Annotated in this window: 17 protein-coding genes and 3 tRNA genes; 16 read left to right on the top strand and 4 right to left on the bottom strand. The window is 75.0% G+C overall.

Going from position 1 to position 20,276, the window contains the following annotated elements; all coding sequences use genetic code 11:
* Positions 1-294 precede the first annotated feature (294 nt).
* Positions 295-1,698 carry a tetratricopeptide repeat protein gene (locus ACH4PU_RS27060; RefSeq protein WP_398277212.1) on the top strand — a complete coding sequence of 468 codons (1,404 nt, stop codon included), beginning with the start codon at positions 295-297 and terminating at the stop codon, positions 1,696-1,698.
* 86 nt (positions 1,699-1,784) lie between these two features.
* Here the strand turns inward: ACH4PU_RS27060 and ACH4PU_RS27055 are convergent, their stop codons facing one another.
* Positions 1,785-2,381: a histidine phosphatase family protein gene (locus tag ACH4PU_RS27055; RefSeq protein WP_398277209.1), complete on the bottom strand. Its 597-nt coding sequence runs from the start codon at positions 2,379-2,381 to the stop codon at positions 1,785-1,787.
* Between the two features lie 282 nt (positions 2,382-2,663).
* Between ACH4PU_RS27055 and ACH4PU_RS27050 the strand changes: the two genes are divergently transcribed.
* The 7 genes from ACH4PU_RS27050 to ACH4PU_RS27020 all read left to right on the top strand — a co-directional run bounded on the left by ACH4PU_RS27050 (position 2,664) and on the right by ACH4PU_RS27020 (position 9,215).
* A complete protein-coding gene (locus ACH4PU_RS27050; RefSeq protein WP_398277206.1) occupies positions 2,664-3,707 on the top strand; it encodes a phosphatase PAP2 family protein in 1,044 nt (347 codons plus the stop codon).
* Positions 3,610-4,827 (top strand): hypothetical protein, encoded by a 1,218-nt coding sequence (locus ACH4PU_RS27045; protein ID WP_398277203.1) that lies wholly within the window; start codon positions 3,610-3,612, stop codon positions 4,825-4,827. Before ACH4PU_RS27050 ends, ACH4PU_RS27045 begins: the two co-directional genes overlap by 98 nt.
* Positions 4,818-6,386, top strand: coding sequence for a hypothetical protein (locus tag ACH4PU_RS27040; RefSeq protein WP_398277200.1), 1,569 nt, complete (start codon positions 4,818-4,820; stop codon positions 6,384-6,386). The genes ACH4PU_RS27045 and ACH4PU_RS27040 overlap by 10 nt, the downstream gene beginning before the upstream one ends.
* A 14-nt stretch (positions 6,387-6,400) precedes the next feature.
* The gene (locus tag ACH4PU_RS27035) at positions 6,401-7,786 is read left to right on the top strand and encodes an AAA domain-containing protein (RefSeq protein WP_398277197.1); all 1,386 of its coding nucleotides are present in this window, start codon (positions 6,401-6,403) and stop codon (positions 7,784-7,786) included.
* A 220-nt stretch (positions 7,787-8,006) separates the two neighbouring features.
* On the top strand, positions 8,007-8,384 hold the full coding sequence (locus ACH4PU_RS27030) for a hypothetical protein (protein WP_398277194.1): 378 nt from the start codon (positions 8,007-8,009) through the stop codon (positions 8,382-8,384).
* A gap of 157 nt (positions 8,385-8,541) precedes the next feature.
* A complete protein-coding gene (locus ACH4PU_RS27025) occupies positions 8,542-9,123 on the top strand; it encodes a bifunctional DNA primase/polymerase (protein ID WP_398277191.1) in 582 nt (193 codons plus the stop codon).
* A gap of 18 nt (positions 9,124-9,141) precedes the next feature.
* Positions 9,142-9,215, top strand: a tRNA-Lys gene (locus ACH4PU_RS27020).
* A gap of 61 nt (positions 9,216-9,276) precedes the next feature.
* Here the strand turns inward: ACH4PU_RS27020 and ACH4PU_RS27015 are convergent.
* Positions 9,277-10,512 (bottom strand): M6 family metalloprotease domain-containing protein, encoded by a 1,236-nt coding sequence (locus ACH4PU_RS27015; RefSeq protein ID WP_398277188.1) that lies wholly within the window; start codon positions 10,510-10,512, stop codon positions 9,277-9,279.
* A gap of 395 nt (positions 10,513-10,907) precedes the next feature.
* Here ACH4PU_RS27015 and ACH4PU_RS27010 point away from each other — a divergent pair, with 395 nt between their 5' ends.
* Positions 10,908-12,668 carry a putative bifunctional diguanylate cyclase/phosphodiesterase gene (locus ACH4PU_RS27010; protein ID WP_398277185.1) on the top strand — a complete coding sequence of 587 codons (1,761 nt, stop codon included), beginning with the start codon at positions 10,908-10,910 and terminating at the stop codon, positions 12,666-12,668.
* Positions 12,669-13,313: 645 nt separating this feature from the next.
* On the opposite strand, the gene ACH4PU_RS27005 is transcribed toward ACH4PU_RS27010, so the two are convergent.
* The gene (locus tag ACH4PU_RS27005; protein ID WP_398277183.1) at positions 13,314-14,420 is read right to left on the bottom strand and encodes an LLM class flavin-dependent oxidoreductase; all 1,107 of its coding nucleotides are present in this window, start codon (positions 14,418-14,420) and stop codon (positions 13,314-13,316) included.
* A 330-nt stretch (positions 14,421-14,750) separates the two neighbouring features.
* Between ACH4PU_RS27005 and ACH4PU_RS27000 the strand changes: the two genes are divergently transcribed.
* The 5 genes from ACH4PU_RS27000 (at position 14,751) to ACH4PU_RS26980 (ending at position 17,956) form a co-directional block, all read left to right on the top strand.
* The gene (locus ACH4PU_RS27000) at positions 14,751-15,512 is read left to right on the top strand and encodes an IclR family transcriptional regulator (protein WP_398277180.1); all 762 of its coding nucleotides are present in this window, start codon (positions 14,751-14,753) and stop codon (positions 15,510-15,512) included.
* Between the two features lie 93 nt (positions 15,513-15,605).
* Positions 15,606-15,679: transfer RNA gene (locus tag ACH4PU_RS26995), tRNA-Lys, on the top strand.
* 92 nt (positions 15,680-15,771) lie between these two features.
* Complete coding sequence (locus ACH4PU_RS26990; protein WP_398277177.1) at positions 15,772-16,200, top strand: hypothetical protein; 429 nt, start codon at positions 15,772-15,774, stop codon at positions 16,198-16,200.
* 77 nt (positions 16,201-16,277) lie between these two features.
* Positions 16,278-17,144 (top strand): DsbA family protein, encoded by an 867-nt coding sequence (locus ACH4PU_RS26985; RefSeq protein ID WP_398277174.1) that lies wholly within the window; start codon positions 16,278-16,280, stop codon positions 17,142-17,144.
* Positions 17,141-17,956, top strand: a complete 816-nt coding sequence (locus tag ACH4PU_RS26980) for a cytochrome c biogenesis CcdA family protein (protein ID WP_398277171.1) — start codon at positions 17,141-17,143, stop codon at positions 17,954-17,956. Before ACH4PU_RS26985 ends, ACH4PU_RS26980 begins: the two co-directional genes overlap by 4 nt.
* Before the next feature lie 94 nt (positions 17,957-18,050).
* Here ACH4PU_RS26980 and ACH4PU_RS26975 read toward each other — a convergent pair whose 3' ends face one another.
* On the bottom strand, positions 18,051-18,821 hold the full coding sequence (locus ACH4PU_RS26975) for a C40 family peptidase (protein ID WP_398277168.1): 771 nt from the start codon (positions 18,819-18,821) through the stop codon (positions 18,051-18,053).
* A 397-nt stretch (positions 18,822-19,218) separates the two neighbouring features.
* Between ACH4PU_RS26975 and ACH4PU_RS26970 the strand changes: the two genes are divergently transcribed.
* Together ACH4PU_RS26970 and ACH4PU_RS26965 are read left to right on the top strand one after the other, a co-directional pair.
* Positions 19,219-19,292, top strand: a tRNA-Lys gene (locus tag ACH4PU_RS26970).
* A gap of 125 nt (positions 19,293-19,417) precedes the next feature.
* The gene (locus tag ACH4PU_RS26965) at positions 19,418-20,104 is read left to right on the top strand and encodes a FadR/GntR family transcriptional regulator (RefSeq protein ID WP_398277165.1); all 687 of its coding nucleotides are present in this window, start codon (positions 19,418-19,420) and stop codon (positions 20,102-20,104) included.
* Positions 20,105-20,276 lie beyond the last annotated feature (172 nt).

Here is a 20,276-nt window from a genome sequence, read left to right as displayed (position 1 = left end):
TCCGCACGTTTCGCTGAACCCGTCGCCGCCGTTCCACGCCCGCCCGCCGGGGCCGCGGCACGGACGGCAGGCACCTGCTCGTACTGTTCAACTCCCTTGAGCCGTCAACGGCTACGGCGCCGCGCCGCCGTAAAGGATGGCAGTTCATGGCGGATCGCGAGTGGGATATCCCTTTTGTAGCCAAAGCGGACGTACGGGATTCCCGGCAGCCGGTACGGTCATCACGCCGTACGGCAGCACCACCGTCCGCCCCGGTCGCCGGAGGGGCGGCACTCGCCAGGAGAGGGTCCGGCCATGGCGTCGCCCCACGCGTCCCCGTCACCTCGCGCCCCCCGTCCGAACACCGTCTTCCGCGCGTTGCGCGGACCGCGGTCACCTGCGGAATTCGCGGCGGCGGTGCGGCGTGCGGCCCGGGAGATCGGGGAACAGGTCTCGTGTGACGCGCGGTACATCGGGCGCGTCGAATCCGGCGAGATCCGCTGCCCCAACTACGCCTACGAGCGGGTGTTCCGCCATATGTTCCCCGGTCGCGAGCCGGCGGACATGGGCTTCCTCCCCCGCGAGACCGTACGCGGACGGGGGGCGCGAAACAAGGGCGGTGCGCCGCCCGCTCACATCGAAAGCCCCGCCGACGACGGTGACGCGACGGCTCCCGGCGCACCGGGCCTCCGGGACGCCGGCGCTCCCGGCACCGGCGGTACCAGTGACGAGGAGAGCGACGTGTTGCGTCGCGCGTTCATGACCCATGGCACGGCCGCGGTGGCCGTCGTCTCCCTGGGCGCCGCCGCGGGCGCCCGCCCCCGGCGCCACGCCGGTGAGGCGGAGGCCCTGGCGGTGGAGGAGGCCGTCCGCCGGATCCGGCTGCTCGACGACCGGCACGGCGCCGACGGCCTCTACCGGCGCGCCACCCGGCCGCTGCGGGCGGCGTACGACCTGCTGGACGCGGAGGCCCGGCGGCAGTCGGTGGCCGACCGGCTGCACACCGGCGCCGGTGAACTGGCGATCTCCGTCGGGTGGTTGGCGCACGACTCCGGCCGGTTCGCCGACGCCCGCTCGCACTACGCGGAGGCGCTGGCCACCGCGCGGGTCGCCGGGGACGCGGCGCTGGAGGCGCACGCGTTCTGCAACACCGCGTTCCTGGCCCGGGACGCCGACCGCCCGCGGGAGGCCGTCCGCGCCGCCCAGGCCGCGCAGCACGCGGGCCGGCGGCTGGGCTCGGCCCGGCTGATGTCGCTGCTGGCGCTGCGCGAGGCCGGCGGCTGGGCCCGGCTGGGCGACCGGGTGGCCTGCGCGGGCGCCCTGCTGCGGGCCCGGTCCCTCTTCGGGCAGGGGGCGTGCGAGGCGGATCCCGAGTGGATGACGTTCTTCGGCGAGGCCGAGCTGGAGGGGCTGGAGGCGCAGTGCTGGTCCGCCCTGGGCGACCGGTCCCGCGCGGCGGAGCACGGCGAACGGGCCGTGGCGCTGGCCGACCCCCACTTCGCCCGCAATATCGCGCTCTATACGGCGCAGCTCGCGGACGACCTGGCGCACTCCGGCTCCCCGGACGCGGCGGCGGCGGCCGGGGAACGCGTCCTGGACCTGCTCGGCCAGGTCCGGTCCGCCCGCATCCGCGGGATGCTCGACGGCACGTCCCGGACGCTGCGCCGGTTCACGGAGGACCCTGCGGTGGAGTCGTTCCTGGCGCGGCGGGCGGCCTGAGGCGGCCCTGACGGCCGGCCCGGCCGGCTCGGGCGGACCTGACGGCCGGCCCGGCTCAGTCCGGATGACCCTGACGGCCGGCCCGCTCAGCCCAGGTGGCCGGTGTCGTTCCAGCGCTCGATCGCCGGCTCGCCGTAGGCCCAGCCGAGGATCGACAGCGACGTCGGCTCCAGCCGGATGCGCGCGGCGAAGGACGCCTCGAAGCCGAGCCAGCGGGCGGCGATGACGCGCAGGATGTGGCCGTGGGCGAAGACGAGCACGTCCCGGTCGGCTGCGGAGCGCGCCCAGTGGACGACCTCGTCGGCGCGGGCCGCGACCTGGTCCAGGGTCTCGCCGCCGGGGACGCCGTCGCGCCAGATCAGCCAGCCGGGCCGCTGGGCCTTGATCTCGGCCGGGGTCATGCCCTCGTAGGCGCCGTAGTCGAACTCCATCAGGGCGTCCCACGCGGTGGCCCGCCCGCCGAAGCCGGCGAGGTCGCAGGTCTCACTCGCCCGGAGCAACGGACTCGTACGGACCTCGACGCCGGGCAGGCCGTCCCAGGGGGCGCGGTGCAGGCGCTCGCCGAGGAACTTCGCCCCGCGCCGTCCCTCGTCGAGGAGGGGGATGTCCGTGCGGCCGGTGTGCCTTCCGGACAGCGACCACTCGGTCTGTCCGTGCCGGGCCAGCAGGATGCGCGGTGCCATGGAGCGGGCTCCCTCGGGATCTCGGTGACTTCCCCCACAAAATGGCGGGAGCTGCCACAAACGTGATGTGCGGTACGGATGCCTTAGACCCGTCGGAACTATCATCACTCACTTGCGCCACAGGCAACCCGAGGCCATATTCGATCGTCTTCCTCCTCATGCGCCGCGCCCAGGAACCGAACACCGGATGACCCCGGTGTTTCCGTGGCCCGACGGGGCGGTGTGCGGCGGATGCGGCGTACGCCGTACGGTTGCATGCGCGCTTGTTGGCCGCCTGAACACATGGAGAGCGTCCGGATGTACCGCACCGCACCACTCGGGAAGCGGCCGCGCTGGTGGACCGAACTGCCACTGATCGCCGTCGTCTACGCGCTGTACTCGGCGGGCCGCCTGCTGGTCCGCGGCGATGTGCAGTCGGCGGTCGATCACGGTGTGTCGATACTCGACATCGAAAAGCAGTTTCGAATAAATTTCGAACATCCCCTCAACCGGCTGTTCACGGACCACGCCATCCTCGGCGTGCCCGCGGACTTCGTGTACGCCTCGCTGCACTACGTGGTCACCCCGGCCATCCTGGTGTGGGTCTTCCGGCGCCACTCCGAGCACTACCGCCGCGGCCGGACCTGGCTGATGCTCTCCACCCTCATCGGCCTGGTGGGCTTCACCCTGCTGCCCACCTGCCCGCCCCGCCTCCTGCCGGACGGCTACGGCTTCGTCGACACCATGCACCAGTACTCGTCGTACGGCTGGTGGGGCGGTGACGCCAGCGCGCCGCGCGGTCTCGGCGGGCTCACCAACCAGTACGCGGCCATGCCGAGCCTGCACGTGGGCTGGGCGCTGTGGTGCGGCGTCATGCTGTGGCGCCACGGGCGCGGCACCTGGGCGAAGGTCCTCGGCGTCGGCTACCCCCTGACCATCACGCTCGTGGTCATGGGCACGGCCAACCACTACTTCCTGGACGCCGTCGCCGGTGCCGCCGTCATGGGCGTCGGCCTGCTGCTGACCCGTCCCGCGCTGCGCCTCGGCGAGCGGATCCGCGCCCGGGCACCCCGCTCCCTGCCCTCGCTCGACCCGGCCGGACCTGCGGGAATGCCGGAGAGCCCGGCGATTGTCAGTGCCGGGTGCGAGACTTCGGCTCGTACTGCGCACCCGCGCACGGCCGCGTCCGGCATGCCCGCCGGCGGCGGCCGGGCGGGCGCGCCGGAGAGACAGCGCGAGGCGGACGGCAGTGAGCACATCCCTTCGATCCCTTCGGACATCCCCCGGCAGTCCCGCGGCGGAGCCGGCGGCAGCCGGCCCGACGGCGCTCCGGCCGCGGCTCGCTGAGCTGCGCGGGCCGGACGTCCCGCCGCGCCCGCTGGACGCCCGCGCCCTAGCGGCCCTCGCCGCCAACCCCGGCTGCCGCCGCCGCGCCCTGCTCGACGGCGCCGGGGTCGACAAGGCGGCCCTCGCGCGGGCGCTCGGCACGCCCGCGGCGTTCGGGCAGTCGCAGTTCGCCATAGCGCGCGGCAACGCCTTCGAGGCCCGGGTGAAGGCCGACGGCGGCACGGAGCTCGTCCGGCTGCTGCACGCCGCGCTCCCCGCCGGAGAGGCTCCGGAGCCCCCGGACGCCGTGGACGCGCCCGACCTCTCCGCCGCCGGCCCCGAGGGCCGCACGGCCCGCACCGCCCTGGCCCTGAGGGAGGCCACCGCCGCCGGCCGGTGGGCGCTCCTCGACCACCCCATGCTGGCGCTCACCGTGGCCGGCACCCCCGCCTACCTGGAGCCGGACGCCGTCGTCGTGCACCCGGACGGCACCTGGACGGTGGTCGAGATCAAGTCCTTCGCCATGATCGACGGCGCGGCCGACGCCGCCAAGGCCGGGGCCGCCGCCCGGCAGGCCGCGGTGTACGCGCTCGCCCTGGAGACGGTGGCCGAGCGGCTTCCCGGGCCGGCCCCCGAGAACGGCCGGGTGCGCCACGAAGCGCTGCTGGTCTGCCCCAAGGACTTCTCCAACCTGCCGGCCGCCGCCCTCCTCGACCTCCGCAAGCAGCGCGCCACCACCCGCCGGCAGCTCGGCCGGCTCACCCGGGTCGAGGAGATCGCCGCCGCCCTCCCGCCCGGCACCACCTTCGCCCCGGACCGGCCGGCGGCGGAGCTGACCGCCGCCGTCGAGGCGGTCGACGCGGCGTACGCGCCGGACTGCCTCGCCGCCTGCGAGCTGGCCTTCCACTGCCGCGACCGGGCGCGCGCCGAGGGCGACGTCCGGCACCTGGGGCGGAACGTCCGCTCCGGGCTCGGCGGGCTGACCACGGTCGAGGAGGTCCTCACGGCGGCCCGGGGCGAGCGCCCGTGCCACGGGTCCGAGGACGATCCCGCCGTCGCCGCCCTCCGCCGCGCCGCCGCCCTGCGCGCCGAGGCCCTGGCCGCCGCCGGGCAGCCGGGAGGGCCGACCGGATGTCGCTGATCACCTCCCTCGCCCGCCTGGAGGCGTTGCACGCCGGCCGCGCCCGCCCCCTGGCCACCGTCCGCCACCGGCACCTGTCGGACCGCCCGCTCGTGCTCGTCCCGCTCACCACCGCCGGTGAGACGGGCGCGCCCCTCGGCGCCCTGGTCGGCACCGACCGCGACGCGCCCCGCCTGCTGACGGTCCCTCAGCCGCGCGATCGGGCCCTGCGGTTCGCCTTCCTGGCCGAGCTCGCCGAGGCCGTCCTGCCCTACGTCGAGGGATACGCGGACGACACGGTCACCGAGGAGCGCAAGGAGACCGACCCGGCGACCGGCCGCCGGACGGCCGTCGAGGCCGAGCTGTGCGCGGACGCCCCTCAGCTCCTGGTGCCCGGCCCGGCCGCGGTCGAGTACGTCCGGCTGCTCGGCCGGTCCATGCGCTTCCGGCGCACCGCCGAGGAGGATCCGGCGGTCGACTGGCCGGCGCCGCCCCGCGTCCCGCTGCTCGGCCGCTGGCTCACCCACTACGGGGAACGGGCCCGCCTCCCCGGCAGCGCCCTCCTGCTCCCGATGACCGAGCTGCTCTCCCGCCACTGGGCCACCGGCCAGAGCCACCTGGAGGACCAGCACCTGGGCGCGCTGCTCGCCTGGATCGACCCGCCCGACGGAAGCACCGGGCCGGAGGCGGCCCGCCGCGCCGAGCTGGCACGCGACGCCGACGGCCTGCTGCTCCACCCGCCCGCCGGCCCGGCCACCGACCCCGCCTTCGACAACAAGCTGCTGGCCCCCGCCATCGCCCGCTACGACCGGGCCCGCACGGCGGTCCTGGAGACCGGCCGGGGCCACGCCGGGCTGCGGGCCGCCGACGCCGCCATACGCACGCTGCTCCTCTCGCAGCTGCGGCCCACCTGGAACGCCGTCTGGCGCGGCGTCGACCTGCTGCGCCCCCTTCCCGAGGGCGCCTCGGTCGCCGAGCGCTGGAAGCGCGACCGCTGGTCGTACACCGGGCACCGGGACCGGCTGCGGGCCGGCGAGCCGCCGCAGCCGCGCCGGGACGACGCGGTCACCGCCGCGCGGAAGCTCGCCGCCCGGGAGACCGCGCAGGCCCGGCTGGACGCCCAGGAGGCGCTGGACGATCCGCTGGTCATGGCCGGGCGGCGGCTGGCCGGCGAGGCGTTCGCCGGGGAGGTCACCGAGGTGGTCATGGTCCTCTCGGAGGCGAAGGTGCCGCGCCCGCGGCCGCTGGTCACCGTCCGTACGGACGACGCACCGCTGCTGGAGGAGGGCGCGCGGGTGCACCGGGTACTCGCCGACGGCCGCTCGCAGCCCGCCGAGTTCGTGGCCGCCGGCCCGGCCGGGCTGACGGTCCGGCTGACCGGTGGCATGGGCCGCGGCAAGGTTCCCGACGAGGGGACGGTGCCCGCGCCCGGTGACCGGGTGTGCTGGACGCTGTTCGAGCACGCGCCCAGGGGCGGCCCCGAGCTGCCCGAGCCCGAGCGCACGCCCTGGACCCACGGCGGTCCGCCCGGCACGGTGGCGGAGGAGCCCGATCCGGTGACCGGGGAGGACCTGCTGTGACCCAGGAGTCTGCTGTGACCCAGGAAGCGATTCCGGCCCCCGCCGGGGCGGTGCGGGAGCCCCGCGTCTTCGACCCGTCCGCGGCCGCCGCCGCGGCCACGCGAGCCATCCTGCGCGACACGCTGGACGGCCGGCACCGCGGCGTCGTCGTCGATTCGCCGCCCGGCGCCGGCAAGTCGACGCTGGTCGTCCGCGCCGCCCTGGAGCTGGCCCGGGCGGGCCGGCCGCTGATGGTCGTCGCGCAGACCAACGCCCAGGTGGACGACCTGGTGCTGCGGCTGGCCGAGGAGGACGCGGACCTGCCGGTCGGCCGGCTGCACAGCAGCGACCCGCGGCCGTACGACCCGGCGCTGGACGGGCTCGACCAGGTCGTCACGTCGACGAAGGCCGCGGACCTCGCCGGTCTTGACGTGGTCGTCTCCACCGCCGCGAAGTGGGCGCACACCAAGGTGACCGAGCCCTGGGGCCAGGCGATCGTCGACGAGGCGTACCAGATGCGCTCGGACGCGCTGCTGGCCGTGGCCGGCCTGTTCGACCGGGCCCTGTTCGTCGGCGACCCGGGCCAGCTGGACCCGTTCAGCGTGGTGGGCGCCGAGGGGACGGCGCAGTGGGCCGGCCTGTCGTACGACCCGTCGGTGAGCGCGGTGAGCACGCTCCTCGCCCACAACCCCGGGCTGCCGCAGCACCGGCTCCCGGTGTCCTGGCGGCTGCCGGCGTCCGCCGCGCGCCTGGTGTCGGACGCGTTCTACCCGTACACCCGCTTCCGCAGCGGCACGGACCAGGGCGACCGGCTGATGTCCTTCGGCGTCCGGCAGGACGGGTCGGCGGTGGACCGGGTGCTGGACGAGGCCGCCGCGTCCGGCTGGGGGCTGCTGGAGCTGCCCGAGCGGCACGTGCCGCGCACGGACCCGGAAGCCGTCGAGGCGGTGGCCCTGGTGGTGCGCCGGATGCTCGACCGCGGCGCGGCCGTGACCAGCGAGCGCGCCCCCGATCCCGTCCCGCTCACCGCCGCCCGGATCGCGGTGGGCACCGCCCACCGGGACCAGGCGGCGGCCGTCCGCGCGGCGCTGGCGGAGCACGGGGTGACCGGCGTGACGGTGGACACGGCCAACCGGCTCCAGGGCCGCGAGTTCGACGTCACCGTCGTCCTGCACCCCCTCTCGGGCCGCCCCGACGCCACCGCCTTCCACCTGGAGACCGGCCGCCTCTGCGTCCTGGCCTCACGCCACCGGCACGCCTGCGTGGTGGTGTGCCGCGCGGGCGTGGACCGGCTGCTGGACGAGCACCCGTCGACGGAGCCGGTGCGGCTGGGGGTGGCGGTGAAGTTCCCTGATGGGTGGGAGGCGAACTTCGCGGTCCTCACGCATCTGAACGAACACCGGGTGCGATGGAAACCCTGACCGCCGGCCCCCGGCACCCGCCCGCCGGACGGCGTCCGGCACACCGCCGGAGGCGGCCGAAGAACACAGCCCTGACGGGTGGGAGGCGAACTTCGCGGTCCTGACGCACCTGAAACGAACACCGGGTCCGGTGGCGGCCCTGACCGGCCGGCCCCCGGCGAGAGCGGGCCCCCTTGCGCGCGGCGCGACAATGGATGGCGGCGCAGACGATCCTGGAGGTATGTACATGTGCGAGTGCGAGCCGAAACAGGCTCCCGGTCCGGGCGGTGGCGCGGCTCCCCGCCGCAGGCCCGCGCCGCTGCTCTTCGAGCCGCCCGAGGCCGTCTCGGAGGCCGAGCACTTCTTCGACCTCGAGTCGATCGAGGACCCGCGCGAACTGCTGGCCCGCTCGACGGAGCTGGCCCTGGCCTTCCGCGCGGCGGCCGACCGCGCGATCGAGTTCCAGGCCGTGGCGGCGGCCCAGCTCGCCGACCCCCGGCGGTTCGACCGGCTGCCCACCGCAGTGATCGCGGAGCGCGCCGAGTGGAGCGAGGACTACGCCGAGAAGATGGTGGAGTTCGGCCGTGAGCTGCTGCGCAGTGGCAGAACGGCCGACTGAGCCCGCCCAGGCGGCCCCTCGCCGCGCTCCCGGCCCATGACCCGTCTCATGGGCCGTTGGCATATGCGGCGCACAACCTAGCGCACCCCGCCCCGCGCTGTCCCGAATTCACGGAACTGCCGCCACCCGCCCCCGGCCGCGAGCCGACCATGAGGGCATGGACTCCAGCCCGCGCGTTCCGCACCCCGCCCGCCTCCCGCAGCCGGCCGCCGTCCGCGAGCCGGTCCGTCCCGCCGGTGCCGAGTGGCTGGCCTCGGCCGGTCCGCTCCCCCGCAGCGTGCTGGCCCTGTGGGCGGCCGACCCGCGGACACCGCTGCTGCTGCCGTGCGGACGGGCCTTCGACGTGATCGGCGTCCCGTCGCTGTTCGGCCGCCGGATGCTGGACCGGCTGTGGTCGGACGGGCCCGGCTCCGGGCCGGTCGCCGCCCAGCAGGGCCGGCTGCTGCTGTTCGCGGCGCCGGGCACGGCCCAGCGGCTGCCGGCGCTGCTGCGCTGGGAGGAGTGGGCCCGGGCCGTCCCGCCGCTGCTGTGCCTAGGCACGGGCGACGCGGTGACGGTCCCCCCGCCGTACCCGCCGGACGGGACGGAGCCGGTGCCGCCCGCCTCGCGCTGGGTGGTCGCCCCGGACGTCCGGCACCCGTGGCTGCCGGGGCCCGACGTCCTGCTCTGGTCCTGCGTCCGCACCGCCCGCGCCGGTCTCAAACATACGGATTTTCTTTCCACCGGATCAGGGTGCTAGAGTCTTCTCTGTCAGCAGGCGCCGCTAGCTCAGTTGGTTAGAGCAGCTGACTCTTAATCAGCGGGTCCGGGGTTCGAGTCCCTGGCGGCGCACAGACAGAGGAAGCCCCTCCACTTCGGTGGAGGGGCTTTTTCGTGCCGGGAGTCCCGTGGATCACTCCCGGCTGACCCGGACCGTCCACGCCCCGTCCGCCGCCCGCCCCCGTACCGCCACCCGCACCCCGCCCTCCGCGACGGTCAGGGACTCGCCCACCCCGAGCGGGGCGTCGGCCAGCGGCGGGTAGACGGCCTCCCCCGGGCAGGCCAGGGTGCCGGGATGGCCGTCCACCACCTGCACGGGCCCGCCGCCGGACGGCGTCTCGCTGTCCACCCGGTAGACCAGCACACCCTCGGTGCAGGTGGCGGCGTCGTTGCCGGTCGCGGTCCGGACCTCGACCACGACGGCGCTGCTGACCCCGGTCCTGGCCACCACCAGCCGGGTCCGGGTGTCCCCCGGCGGCATCGGGGCCTCCAGCGGCTGGACGGTGTGCACGGCGCCGCCCCGGCCGAGGACGCAGTCCACCTGCCGGGCGTCGAGCCAGCCCAGCTTCCACTTGTGCCAGCCGAAGGGATCGGCGGCCAGCCCGAACTGGCTGCCCATGAGGTCCCAGTCGCCGACGTGGGTGTCCCAGTCGCCCTTGCCCTCGGAGGGCCGGTGGTAGAGGTCGGGCAGGTCCAGGACGTGCCCGGTCTCATGGGCGAGGACGTTCCGGTCGGGTGGGTGGTGCTCGAAGACGGTGACGACCCGGCGCAACTGGGCGCCGTCGACCTCCAGCGGCCGCTCCAGGTTGACGACCTTGGTGGCGTCGGAGTCCACCCCGGGCGCGTCCGGGTCGGCGACCAGGTAGACCAGCCCGTAGCGGCCGAAGTCCACGGCGCCGCGCGCGGCGGTGATGGCGTCCCTCAGATAGGCGGTGCGCAGCTCGCCGTCCCAGTCGCGCTGTATCCGGTACGCGGTGGAGGGCCGGGGCATCCGGAACCACCGGTCCACGGGGTGGGCGCGGACGGAGAACCGGCCGTACGAGGCCCGTTCGAAGAACCGGGAGGTGCCGGGGAAGTGGTCCGCCATGAGCTGGGCGGGGGTGGCGACCGGCCGGGAGTCCGGGAAGGAGAGGAAGACCATGACGGCGTCCAGCCTGCCGAGGGCACGCGGGTAGGACGGGTTCCAGGTGTCCAGCCCCTCGGAGTGGTGGGCGTCGCTGCGGGGCAGCGCGCAGGGGCCGCCCGGCCCGACGGCCCGGGCGGGGGCCGCCACCAGGGTCGCCGCGATGGCGCACAGGCAGGTCAGCACCGCCCACAGCCGGCGCAGCCCGGACCGTTCCACCCCCCTGGGTGTCTGCGGACGCACCACGTCGACCTCCCGGGACGGAATCGGGACACCTCTCCCACCCTCGGGTGGTTTGTGGGGTTATGCCCTGTTCCGGTCCCCCGGTCGAGTGACTGGGCCGACTTCTGGGTACATCACACTCAGTCACGGACGGTCAATCGAGATGTCATCGAGATGCACGCCCATGCAGCCTCGGCCCCGAGCGGGCATGGACGTACAGAAACGGTCGAATCCAGGGTCGCGGCTCCCCTGATCGAGACCCGGCCGCTGGAACGGGCCCCGCACGAGCCCTATGATCGCCACATTTGCAGCATGGATTACCCCAACCGGCGGCCGAATGCCGTCAATTCGACCACGCGTACGAGACTCATGAAAGCCGCACCAGACGGTGCGGAACGATTGCCACGCGGGAGCGAGCGGTGAGCGGAACCCTCGACGGCCAGGGCGGCGCGCCGGGCGCGGCAGCGCCCGTCGTCACACAACGTCACGTCAACGCGGACGATTTCCGCGCTGCCTTCCGGGCCGCGCACCTCGGGATGGCCGTCGTCGGGGCCGACGGCCTGGTGCGCGTCGCCAACGACGCCCTCGGGGCGCTGCTGGGCACCGACCCCGCCCGACTGGAAGGCTGTCCCGCGGCCGAGTTCACCGGGCTGCGCGAGGACTCCCGGACCTGGAACGCGTACCGGGACGTGCTGCTCGGCCGCCGGGCCCGGCTCCACTGCACGCGCCGGCTGCGGCGTCCCGGCGGACGGGCGGTGTGGGCCGAGGTCGCCGTCACCCCGCTGCCGGGCGGCCGCGACGCCCTGCTGTCGGTCGCGGACATCAGCGAGCGCCGGGACCTGCGCGCCCGGCTGCGGCACCTGCGGATGCACGACCCGGTGACCCGGCTGCCCAACCGCAGCCTGTTCTTCGAGCGGCTGGCCACCGCGCTGGCCACGGCGGAGGGGGACGGGGACGCCCGGATCGGCCTGTGCTACCTGGACCTCGACGGCTTCAAGGCCGTCAACGACACCCTCGGCCACCGCGCCGGCGACCGGCTGCTCTGCGCGGTGGCCCGCCGGCTGCGCGACTGCGCCGCGGAGGGCGGCCACCTGGTCGCCCGGCTGGGCGGCGACGAGTTCGCCCTGCTGGTGGAGGAGTCGGCCGGCACCGAGCAGCTCGTCGCGCTCGCCACCGCCGTACTGGCCGCGCTCCAGCGGCCGTTCGAGGTGGGCGGGCAGCGGCTGTCGGTGTCGGCGAGCATCGGCGTCGTCGAGCGCCCGGCGGCCGGGACGCACGCGACCGAGCTGATGCAGGCCGCGGACACCACGCTGTACTGGGCGAAGGCGGACGGCAAGGCGCGCTGGGCCCTCTTCGATCCGGAGCGCAACGCCCACCGGATGACCCGGCAGGCCCTCTCCAGCACCCTCCGACCGGCCGTCGACCGCGGCGAGTTCGTCCTCCAGTACCAGCCGCTGGTCGGCCTGGGCGACGGAGTCGTCCGCGGGGTGGAGGCCCTGGTGCGCTGGCACCACCCGCAGTTCGGCACGCTCGCGCCGAATCGGTTCATCGGGCTGGCCGAGGAGACCGGCGCCATCGTGCCGCTCGGCCGCTGGGTGCTGGAGACCGCCTGCCGCCAGGCCCGCCGCTGGCAGCTGGAGCGGCCGGACGAACCGCTCGTCGTCAGCGTCAATGTGGCGGTACGTCAGGTCTGGGACTCGGACCTCGTCGCGGACGTCGCGGCGATCCTCGCCGAGACGGGGCTGCCGCCGCGCCTCCTCCAACTGGAGCTGACGGAATCGGCGGTGATGGGCTCGGCGGGCCGGCCGCTCCAGCAGCTGCGCCGGCTGAGCGACATGGGCGTCGCCATCGCCATCGATGACTTCGGCACCGGCTACTCCAACCTCTCCTACCTCAGCAGGCTCCCGGTCTCCACGCTGAAGCTGGACGGCTCGTTCGTCCACGGCTTCCGCACCGACGAACCGCCGAACCCGGCGGACGAGACGATCGTCGAGGCCCTGGTGCAACTGGCGCACCGGCTGGGGCTGACGGTGACGGCGGAGTGCGTGGAGAACGCGGAACAGGCGGAACGGCTGGGGCGGATCGGCTGCGACACCGGGCAGGGCTGGTTCTACTCCCGCCCGGTGGGCGCGGAGCGGATCTCCGCGCTGCTGGGGGTGGGGGCGCGAGCGGCGGTCTGAGCGGGCGCGCCCCGAGCAGGGCGCGAATGGCGGCCGGGCCGCGCGCCCGCGTGCGCCGACGCGGTACGCGACCGACGCCGCGCGCCCATCTGCGGCCGGGCACGCCGAATACGGCGGGCCGCACACGCCGACTCTGCCTGTATCCAGGGCCCCCAGGCGCGCTTCCCGGGCAGGGCGCAAGTGACGGCCGAGCCACAGGCCCGCGCGCGCCGACGCGGCACGGACTGCGACACGCCCGTCCCGGCCGGGCACACCGCACGCGGCGGGCCGCACACGCCGGCCCTCCGCACACCCGGGGCGCCCCGGGCGCGCCGCGCCTTCTTCGGTGCCCCAGCACAACCGGCCGCCTCCGGCACCCCGGCAGACCGGCCGCCCCCACGGCTCCTCGGTGCGCCCGGCCGGCCGGGCCGCGCCCGGATGTGACCGGCCACCCGCCCGGCGGCCCGGTATGTCCGTATGTCCGTATGTCCGGCCGGGCAGGTGCCCGGGGCTGGCCGGCCGTGCACCCGGCGCCCCGGCCGCACGGCGTCGACCCCGCCGGCGACGCCGGTCACTCCGGTCGGGCCGAGTGTGCTGGTCACTCCGATCGGGCAGAGTGGGCCAGTCGGGCCACGCAGGCCGGCCGCACCCCCGCGCCCGAGCCCCCTACACGCCGAAGGCGCCCGGCATCTCATAGGCGTCCGCGATCAGCTCATAGCTGCGCAACCGGGCGTCCGCGCCATGCACATTGGCCGTGATCATCAGCTCGTCGACGCCCGTCCGCCGCACCAGCGCGTCCAGCCCCTCCCGTACTTCGTCCGGGGTGCCGTAGACCACGTTCCGCAGCCAGTCGTCGACGAAGTCCCGTTCCGCCTCGCCGTATTCGTACGCCTCGGCCTCCTCGGGAGTCGGCACCAGCCCCGGCCGTCCCCGGCGCAGCCGGAGCATGGACAGCGCCCCGGTGAGCACCTGGCGGCGCGCCTCCTTCGGGTCGTCCGCCGCCAGCGCCTGGACGCCGATCTTGGCGTAGGGGCGGTCGAGGACGGCCGACGGGCGGAAGGACGCGCGGTAGAGGTCGAGGGCGGGGACGGTGTTGGCCGCCGAGAAGTGGTGGGCGAAGGAGAAGGGCAGCCCCAGCGCCCCGGCCAGCCGGGCGCTGAACCCGGAGGAGCCCAGCAGCCAGACGGACGGCCGGTCGGCCCGCTGCACGCCGCCGGGCACCCGGCCCTGGACGGGTCCGGGCACGGCGTGGATCCGGGCGTAGGGGTGACCGTCCGGGAAGTCGTCGTCGAGGAAGCGGATCAACTCCGAGAGCTGCTGCGGGAACTCGTCCGCCCCCTCCGCGAGCCGGTCCGCCCGGCGCAGGGCGGCGGCGGTGGCGCCGTCCGTGCCCGGTGCGCGCCCGAGGCCCAGATCGATCCGCCCCGGCGCGAACGCCTCCAGGGTGCCGAACTGCTCGGCGATCACCAGCGGCGCGTGGTTGGGCAGCATCACCCCGCCGGAACCCAGCCGGATCCGGTCCGTCCGGGCCGCGAGGTGGGCCAGGATCACGGCGGGCGAGGAGCTGGCGACGCCGGGCATCGAGTGGTGTTCGGCGACCCAGTAGCGGTGGTAGCCGCGCCGCTCGGTCAGCCGGGCCAGTTCGACGGTGATCTCCAGCGCCTGCCGCGCCGTACGGCCGGCGCCCACGGTGGCCAGGTCCAGTACGGACAGCGGGACGGGGGCGCGTCCGCGAGGGGTCGCCCGGATGATCTCGTCGTGCTCGTCGGCCACGGTGGCCCGCCTCCCTGCTCGCCGTCGCGCGGTGCGCGCTGCTCTGTCGTGGGTCCGGCGGGCGTGCCGCGGCTACCCCTGAGAGCGCCGCGGGGACGTCCTTCCACCGGTCCTGCCGGAAGAGAACCGGAGCCTCTCTCCGTTTTATTCCCCGCTGCCGGACACCGCTTCGGCCGCCCACCCCGACATACCGACGGCATATGCCCCCGACCGGCCCCACAGCCCGGAGCGTTCCGGAGCCTCCCCTTCTCGCGCAACACCCTCTCCGCGGGGCCCGCTTCGCCCTATCGTGAGAAGCGGAACACCCGCGCGACCAGCCAAGGGGAGACCGTGGCGCTCAAGCCCGAGCCGATCACACCGTTCCACTCGGTGCAGCACGCCCTACGCGTCCTGGAGACGGTCACCAAGTACTCCGGCGGCGTGAGCGAGGCCCAGCTCGCCCGGGAGTCCGGCCTGCCCGCCGGGCGCCTCGCCCACCTGCTGGCGATGCTCCGCCGCGAGCGGTACGTGACCCGAGTCGGGGAGGACGCCTACGCCGCGGGCCCCGCGCTCGCCCTGCTGACCGTGGGCGGCGACCGCGACGCCGCCCTGGCCGACCGGCTCCAGCGGGCGCTCGTCCGGCTGCGCGACACCGTCGGCGCGGCCGTCTACCTCAGCGGGTACGTCGACGGGGAAGTCCGGATCACCCAGTACGCGGACGGGCCGGGCACGCCCCGCGTGCACGAGTGGGTCGACTTCCGCACCTCCGCCCACGCCAGCGCGCTGGGCAAGTGCCTGCTCACCCAGCTCGACCACGACGACCGGCGCGACCACTTCTCCCGGCACCGGACCGCCCGGCTCACCTCCCGGACGATCACCGACGAGAAGACGCTGCTCACCCGGCTCGCCGCGCAGCCCGCCAGCGTCCCCGTCCTCGACCTGCAGGAGTACGCGGTGGGCACGGTCTGCGCCGCCGTCCCCGTCACGGCGGGCAAGCGGGTCGGCTGCCTCGCCCTCTCGCTGCCGCTCGCCCACGCCCACCGGCTCCGCCAGGCGGCGGACGCGCTCAACCGGCACGCCGCCCCGATGCTGCTCTCCCTGGCCCTCCGGTGAGGCCCGCCCCCTCCGGTGAGGCCGGAGTGGCCCGCGAGCGGCAGGTGGTGCGAAGCACCCCTCGGGACCAGGTAGTATTTATCTCGTCAGCAGGCGCCGCTAGCTCAGTTGGTTAGAGCAGCTGACTCTTAATCAGCGGGTCCGGGGTTCGAGTCCCTGGCGGCGCACAGACAGCAGAAGGCCCCTCACTCCGGTGAGGGGCCTTCTGCGTAGCGGAGACCAGCGGACGTCGGGAAAGTCGGCGGAAAGGAGCAGCCACGTGCCCCAGCGGCGTCGCCCCTCGGCAGCCGGCCTGTTGCTGCTGCTCCTGCTGGCCGTCCTCGGCCCGGCCTCCGCCGGCCCCACTCTCTTCGGTCCGGCCCTCTCCAGCCCGTCCGGCCCGGCGCCGGCCGCCGCCACCGCCCGTCCGCTCACCGCGGCGCGGCCGGAGGCGCCGTCCCCGACCGGCGCGGCGGTCGTCTCCGCCCGGAACGGGCAGGACACCGGCGGCGGGAGCTGCCGGCCGCTCGACGTGCCGCCGAAGGGCACCGAGGTCGTCGTCCCGCACGCCCCCACCGACCCCCTGACCGCGTCCGCCACCGCGCGCACGCCGCTCCCCCAGGCCCCGGCACCGCAGGCCCGCGTCCCCCGGGCGCCGCCCGCGGCGCTCGTCGGCAGCGCCGAACTCCTCCCCGTCCTGCGGATCTAGACCCGCCCGTACGGCCCGCGCCGGGCCGTACTCCGGCATGCCTGGATTCCGCAGAGACCTTGGGAGCTCCGCCCGCTATGTCCCCTTCCAACAAGAACAACGCGCGCACCCCGAAGAACGGGCAGAAAGCGCGGTCCGACAAGAAGACCCCGGCCGCCTCCTCCACCACCGGCCGCCGGCTCGCCGCCGTGGGCGCGGGCGCCGCCCTGGTCGTGGCGGTCGTCGCCGCGGGCCTGGCGATCGCCAAGAGTTCCGGCGGTTCCGGCGGCTCGGACGACCGCGCCAGGCCCGCCGCCACCGCCTCCGCCGACCCCCGGCAGTCCCTCTTCGACGAGGCCGAGCGGATGACCAGCCGCCGCGAGAAGGGCGACCCGCTCGCCCTCGGCAAGCCGGACGCGCCCGTGGTGCTGGTGGAGTACGCCGACTACCAGTGTTCGTTCTGCGGCCGTTTCACCCGCGAGAGCCAGCCGGAACTGATCAAGAAGTATGTGGACGAGGGCGTCCTGCGGATCGAGTTCCGCAACTTCCCGATCTTCGGTGATCCCTCGCAGCGCGCGGCCCGCGCCTCCTGGGCGGCCGGCCGGCAGGGCCGCTTCTGGCAGTTCCACGACGAGCTCTACGCCAAGACCCGCAAGGGCGACGCCCTGGCCGAGCACAAGCTCGTCGACATGGCCCGCACCGCCGGGGTCGGCGACCTCGACCGCTTCCGCGCCGACATGAAGAGCGACGCCTCCGAGGAGGCCGTGAAGAAGGACCAGCAGGAGGGCTACCGCCTCGGCGTCAGCAGCACCCCGTCCTTCCTCGTCGGCGGCCGGCCGCTCGCCGGGGCCCAGCCGATGAAGGAGTTCGAGGCGGCCGTCGAGCAGGCCCGGCTGGTCAAGGCCGCCAGGACCCCGCGGAACAGCGAGAACTCCGGGAAGCCGAAGGGCGGGCCGGGCGCATGACCGACATCGGCTACCTCGCCGCGTTCCTCGGCGGCGTCCTCGCCCTGGTCAGCCCGTGCAGCGCCCTGCTGCTGCCCGCGTTCTTCGCCTACTCGCTCGCGAGCCCGGGCCGGCTGCTGGCCCGGACCGGCGTCTTCTACCTCGGGCTCGCCACCACGCTGGTCCCGCTGGGCGCGGCCTCCAGCGCGGCCAGCCGGCTGTTCAACGGCCACCGCGAGGCGCTCGTGACGGCCGGGGGGTGGATCGTCATCGCCCTGGGCGCCGCCCAGATCCTCGGCCTGGGCTTCGCCTCGCGCCGGGCCCAGGCCGCGGCCGGCCGGATCACCCCGCGCACGGCGGCCTCCACCTACCTGCTGGGCTGTGTGTACGGGCTGGCCGGTTTCTGCGCGGGGCCGATCCTCGGTTCGGTCCTGGCCATGACGGCGATGCGCGGCGAGGCGCTCCAGGGGGCCGCCATGCTCGCCGTCTACGCCCTGGGCATGGCCCTCCCGCTGTTCGTCCTCGCCCTGTTCTGGGACCGCTTCCGGCTGGGCACCCGCGGCTGGCTCAGAGGGCGAGAGATCCGGATGGGCCGCCTCCGCCTCCACACCACCTCCCTCCTCTCCGGCCTCTTCTTCATCGCCATCGGCGTCCTCTTCCTCCGGTACGACGGGACCACCGGGCTCCCCGGCCTCCTCGACGCCGACCAGGAGACGAGCCTGGAGGAGACCGCTTCCCGCCTCGGCAACGCCGTCCCGGACCTCGTGGTGCTGGCGGTCGTGGCACTGGTGGTGGCGGGGGTGCTGGCGAGGGTGGCGTTCCGGAAGCGGTGACGTCCCCCTGACGGGAACGGCGAGGACCCTCACGCGGGAACGGCGAGGGGTCCCTCAGGAGAGCGGCGAGGCCCCTGTCAGGAGCGGCAAGGGCTCAGGGCAGCCGCACCCGCCCGTAGAGATTCGGCTTGTACCGGGCGAACGTCGAGATCCGCACCTTGGTGCCCGGCCGGGCCGCCTCCAGGTACCGGCTGCCGCCGAGGTAGATCGCCACGTGGTGGACACCGGACGCCCGCCCGTTCCGCGACCAGAACACCAGGTCCCCACGGCGCAGGGACGTACGCGGAATCCGTGCCGTGGCCCGGTACTGATCCGCGGCGATGCGCGGCAGCCGGACGCCCACCCGCCGGTACGCCACCTGTACCAGCCCGGAGCAGTCCCAGCGGTGCGGGCCCGTGCCGCCCAGCGCGTACGCGTCGCCGATGTGCGCCAGCGCGTACGCGACGGCCGCTTCCAGCCCCTTGGCCACGGCGGCTGAGTCCATGGCGGCCATGGCGTCCGCGCCGGCGGCCGGTGTCTCGGCCTCCGGTGCGGGCAGCGCGGCCGGTTCGGCGGGTACGGCCGTGTCTCCCGGGCCGCCCGAGTCGGCTCTCGTCCCGTCCGACTCCGGCAGCCCCCCTTCCCCCGCCCCGGGCGACGCGGGCGTCTCAGGCTTCGCAGGGAGCGCACCACCCTCTTCCTCGCCCCCGGCACCGGACGCCTCCTCTGCCACCCCGTCCTCGTCCGCGCCGGCGTCGGCGTCCGTGGACGCCTCCGCCGGGGCCTCCGGCGCGGCGGGAGCGGCGGCGGGCGCGGCCACCGGATCCGGCGGGTCGCCCGGCGCGGCCGCGGCCGTGCCCGAGCCGGCTATGACGGCCGCGCCCACGGCCGCCACGATGGCGCCCCGGACGGCGCACCGCCGGTACCCGGCGTCGTCGTCACTCTCCGCAGCGCCTCCGCCCGCGCCGGGCGGGGCGGACGTCGTGTCGCGCCGGGGGCGCACACGGCCGTCCGGTATCGGTCCACCGGCTGTCGTCCGCACCGTTCCACCGCCTTCCGCCCTCGGTCCGCGGTCGCCCACAGGCGTGCGATCGATTGCCTCAGGCACCGCTCCGCCAGCTTCTCAACGGTCCGCACGCCCCGCACCTCACGGCGGTCCACCGGCCCCGCCGGGCCTCCCACCAGCGCGGACCCGGACAGCGGTCCACCCGGCGCGGGTCCGTACTCCGCCAGGGTGGTCATCGGCACCCTCAGGAGTGAGGTACAGTTTTCTCTGTCAGCAGGCGCCGCTAGCTCAGTTGGTTAGAGCAGCTGACTCTTAATCAGCGGGTCCGGGGTTCGAGTCCCTGGCGGCGCACAGACAGCCGAGAGGCCCCTCACTCACCGTGAGGGGCCTCTCGGCGTTTCCACCGTCACCCGTACGGTTCTGCCCCCAGCTTTCGTGTGCTGGCCAAGCGGATGACACCGGGGCACAGTCTCCCAATGGCCAGTGACCATCCGGAGCGGATCAAGAGGCTCATCGTCGACCGCCGGCTGCCGCCGGGGGCGCCGCTGCCCACCGAGCGCGAGCTGACGGAGCTGCTGGGAACGGGCCGCACGGGGGTGCGCGAGGCGCTGAAGGCGCTCCAGGCGATGGGCATCGTGGAGATCCGGCACGGCTTCGGCACCTATGTGGGCCCGATGACCTTGGAACCCGTGGTCGAGGCCCTCGCGTTCCGCACCGTCGCGGGCCACGGGCGCGGCGAGGACAGCCTGCTCCAGCTGCTGGAGCTGAGGGAGGCGGTGGAGGCTGGGCTGGCCCGGCGGCTCGCGGGGCGGGTACCCGCGGCCGATCTGGCCGAGCTGGACGCGATCGTCGCCCGGATGGCGGACGAGGCCCTGGCCGGCCCGGTCCGCGCGGAGACCGACCGGGCCTTCCACGCCGCCCTCCGCAGGGGGCTGGACAACCCCCTGCTCGACACGGTTCCGGAGGCGTACTGGACCGCCCTCCACCGGGTGCGCTCCGGCCCGCCCTCCGCGCCGGCCGACCCGGGGACGGTCTGCGCCCGGCACCGGGCCATCGTCGCGGCGGTTCGAACGGGTGACGCGGAACGAACGGAAGAGGCCATCCGTGACCATTTCTGCGACATTCGTACACGTCTCCGACTGGACTACCGCTTTGCCCGGTAAACCGCTCGTTTCACCCTTGCGATCATGAAGAGGCGTCAGAGATCCTGAACGGCGGCTGTGATCCCCGTCTCACCATGCACACAGTGAGCCGGGAGACACCGGAGGGAGCCGGTGTCCAGGCGCCCGCGCCGGCCGAGGGGGAGCCGGCCGGGGTTCATGTACCGGCGTACCA

This window comes from Streptomyces sp. NPDC021100 (assembly GCF_044333095.1).
GTDB lineage: Bacteria > Actinomycetota > Actinomycetes > Streptomycetales > Streptomycetaceae > Streptomyces.
Note: the sequence above shows the minus strand (reverse complement) of the source record. Positions and strands in the feature narration are given on the sequence as shown.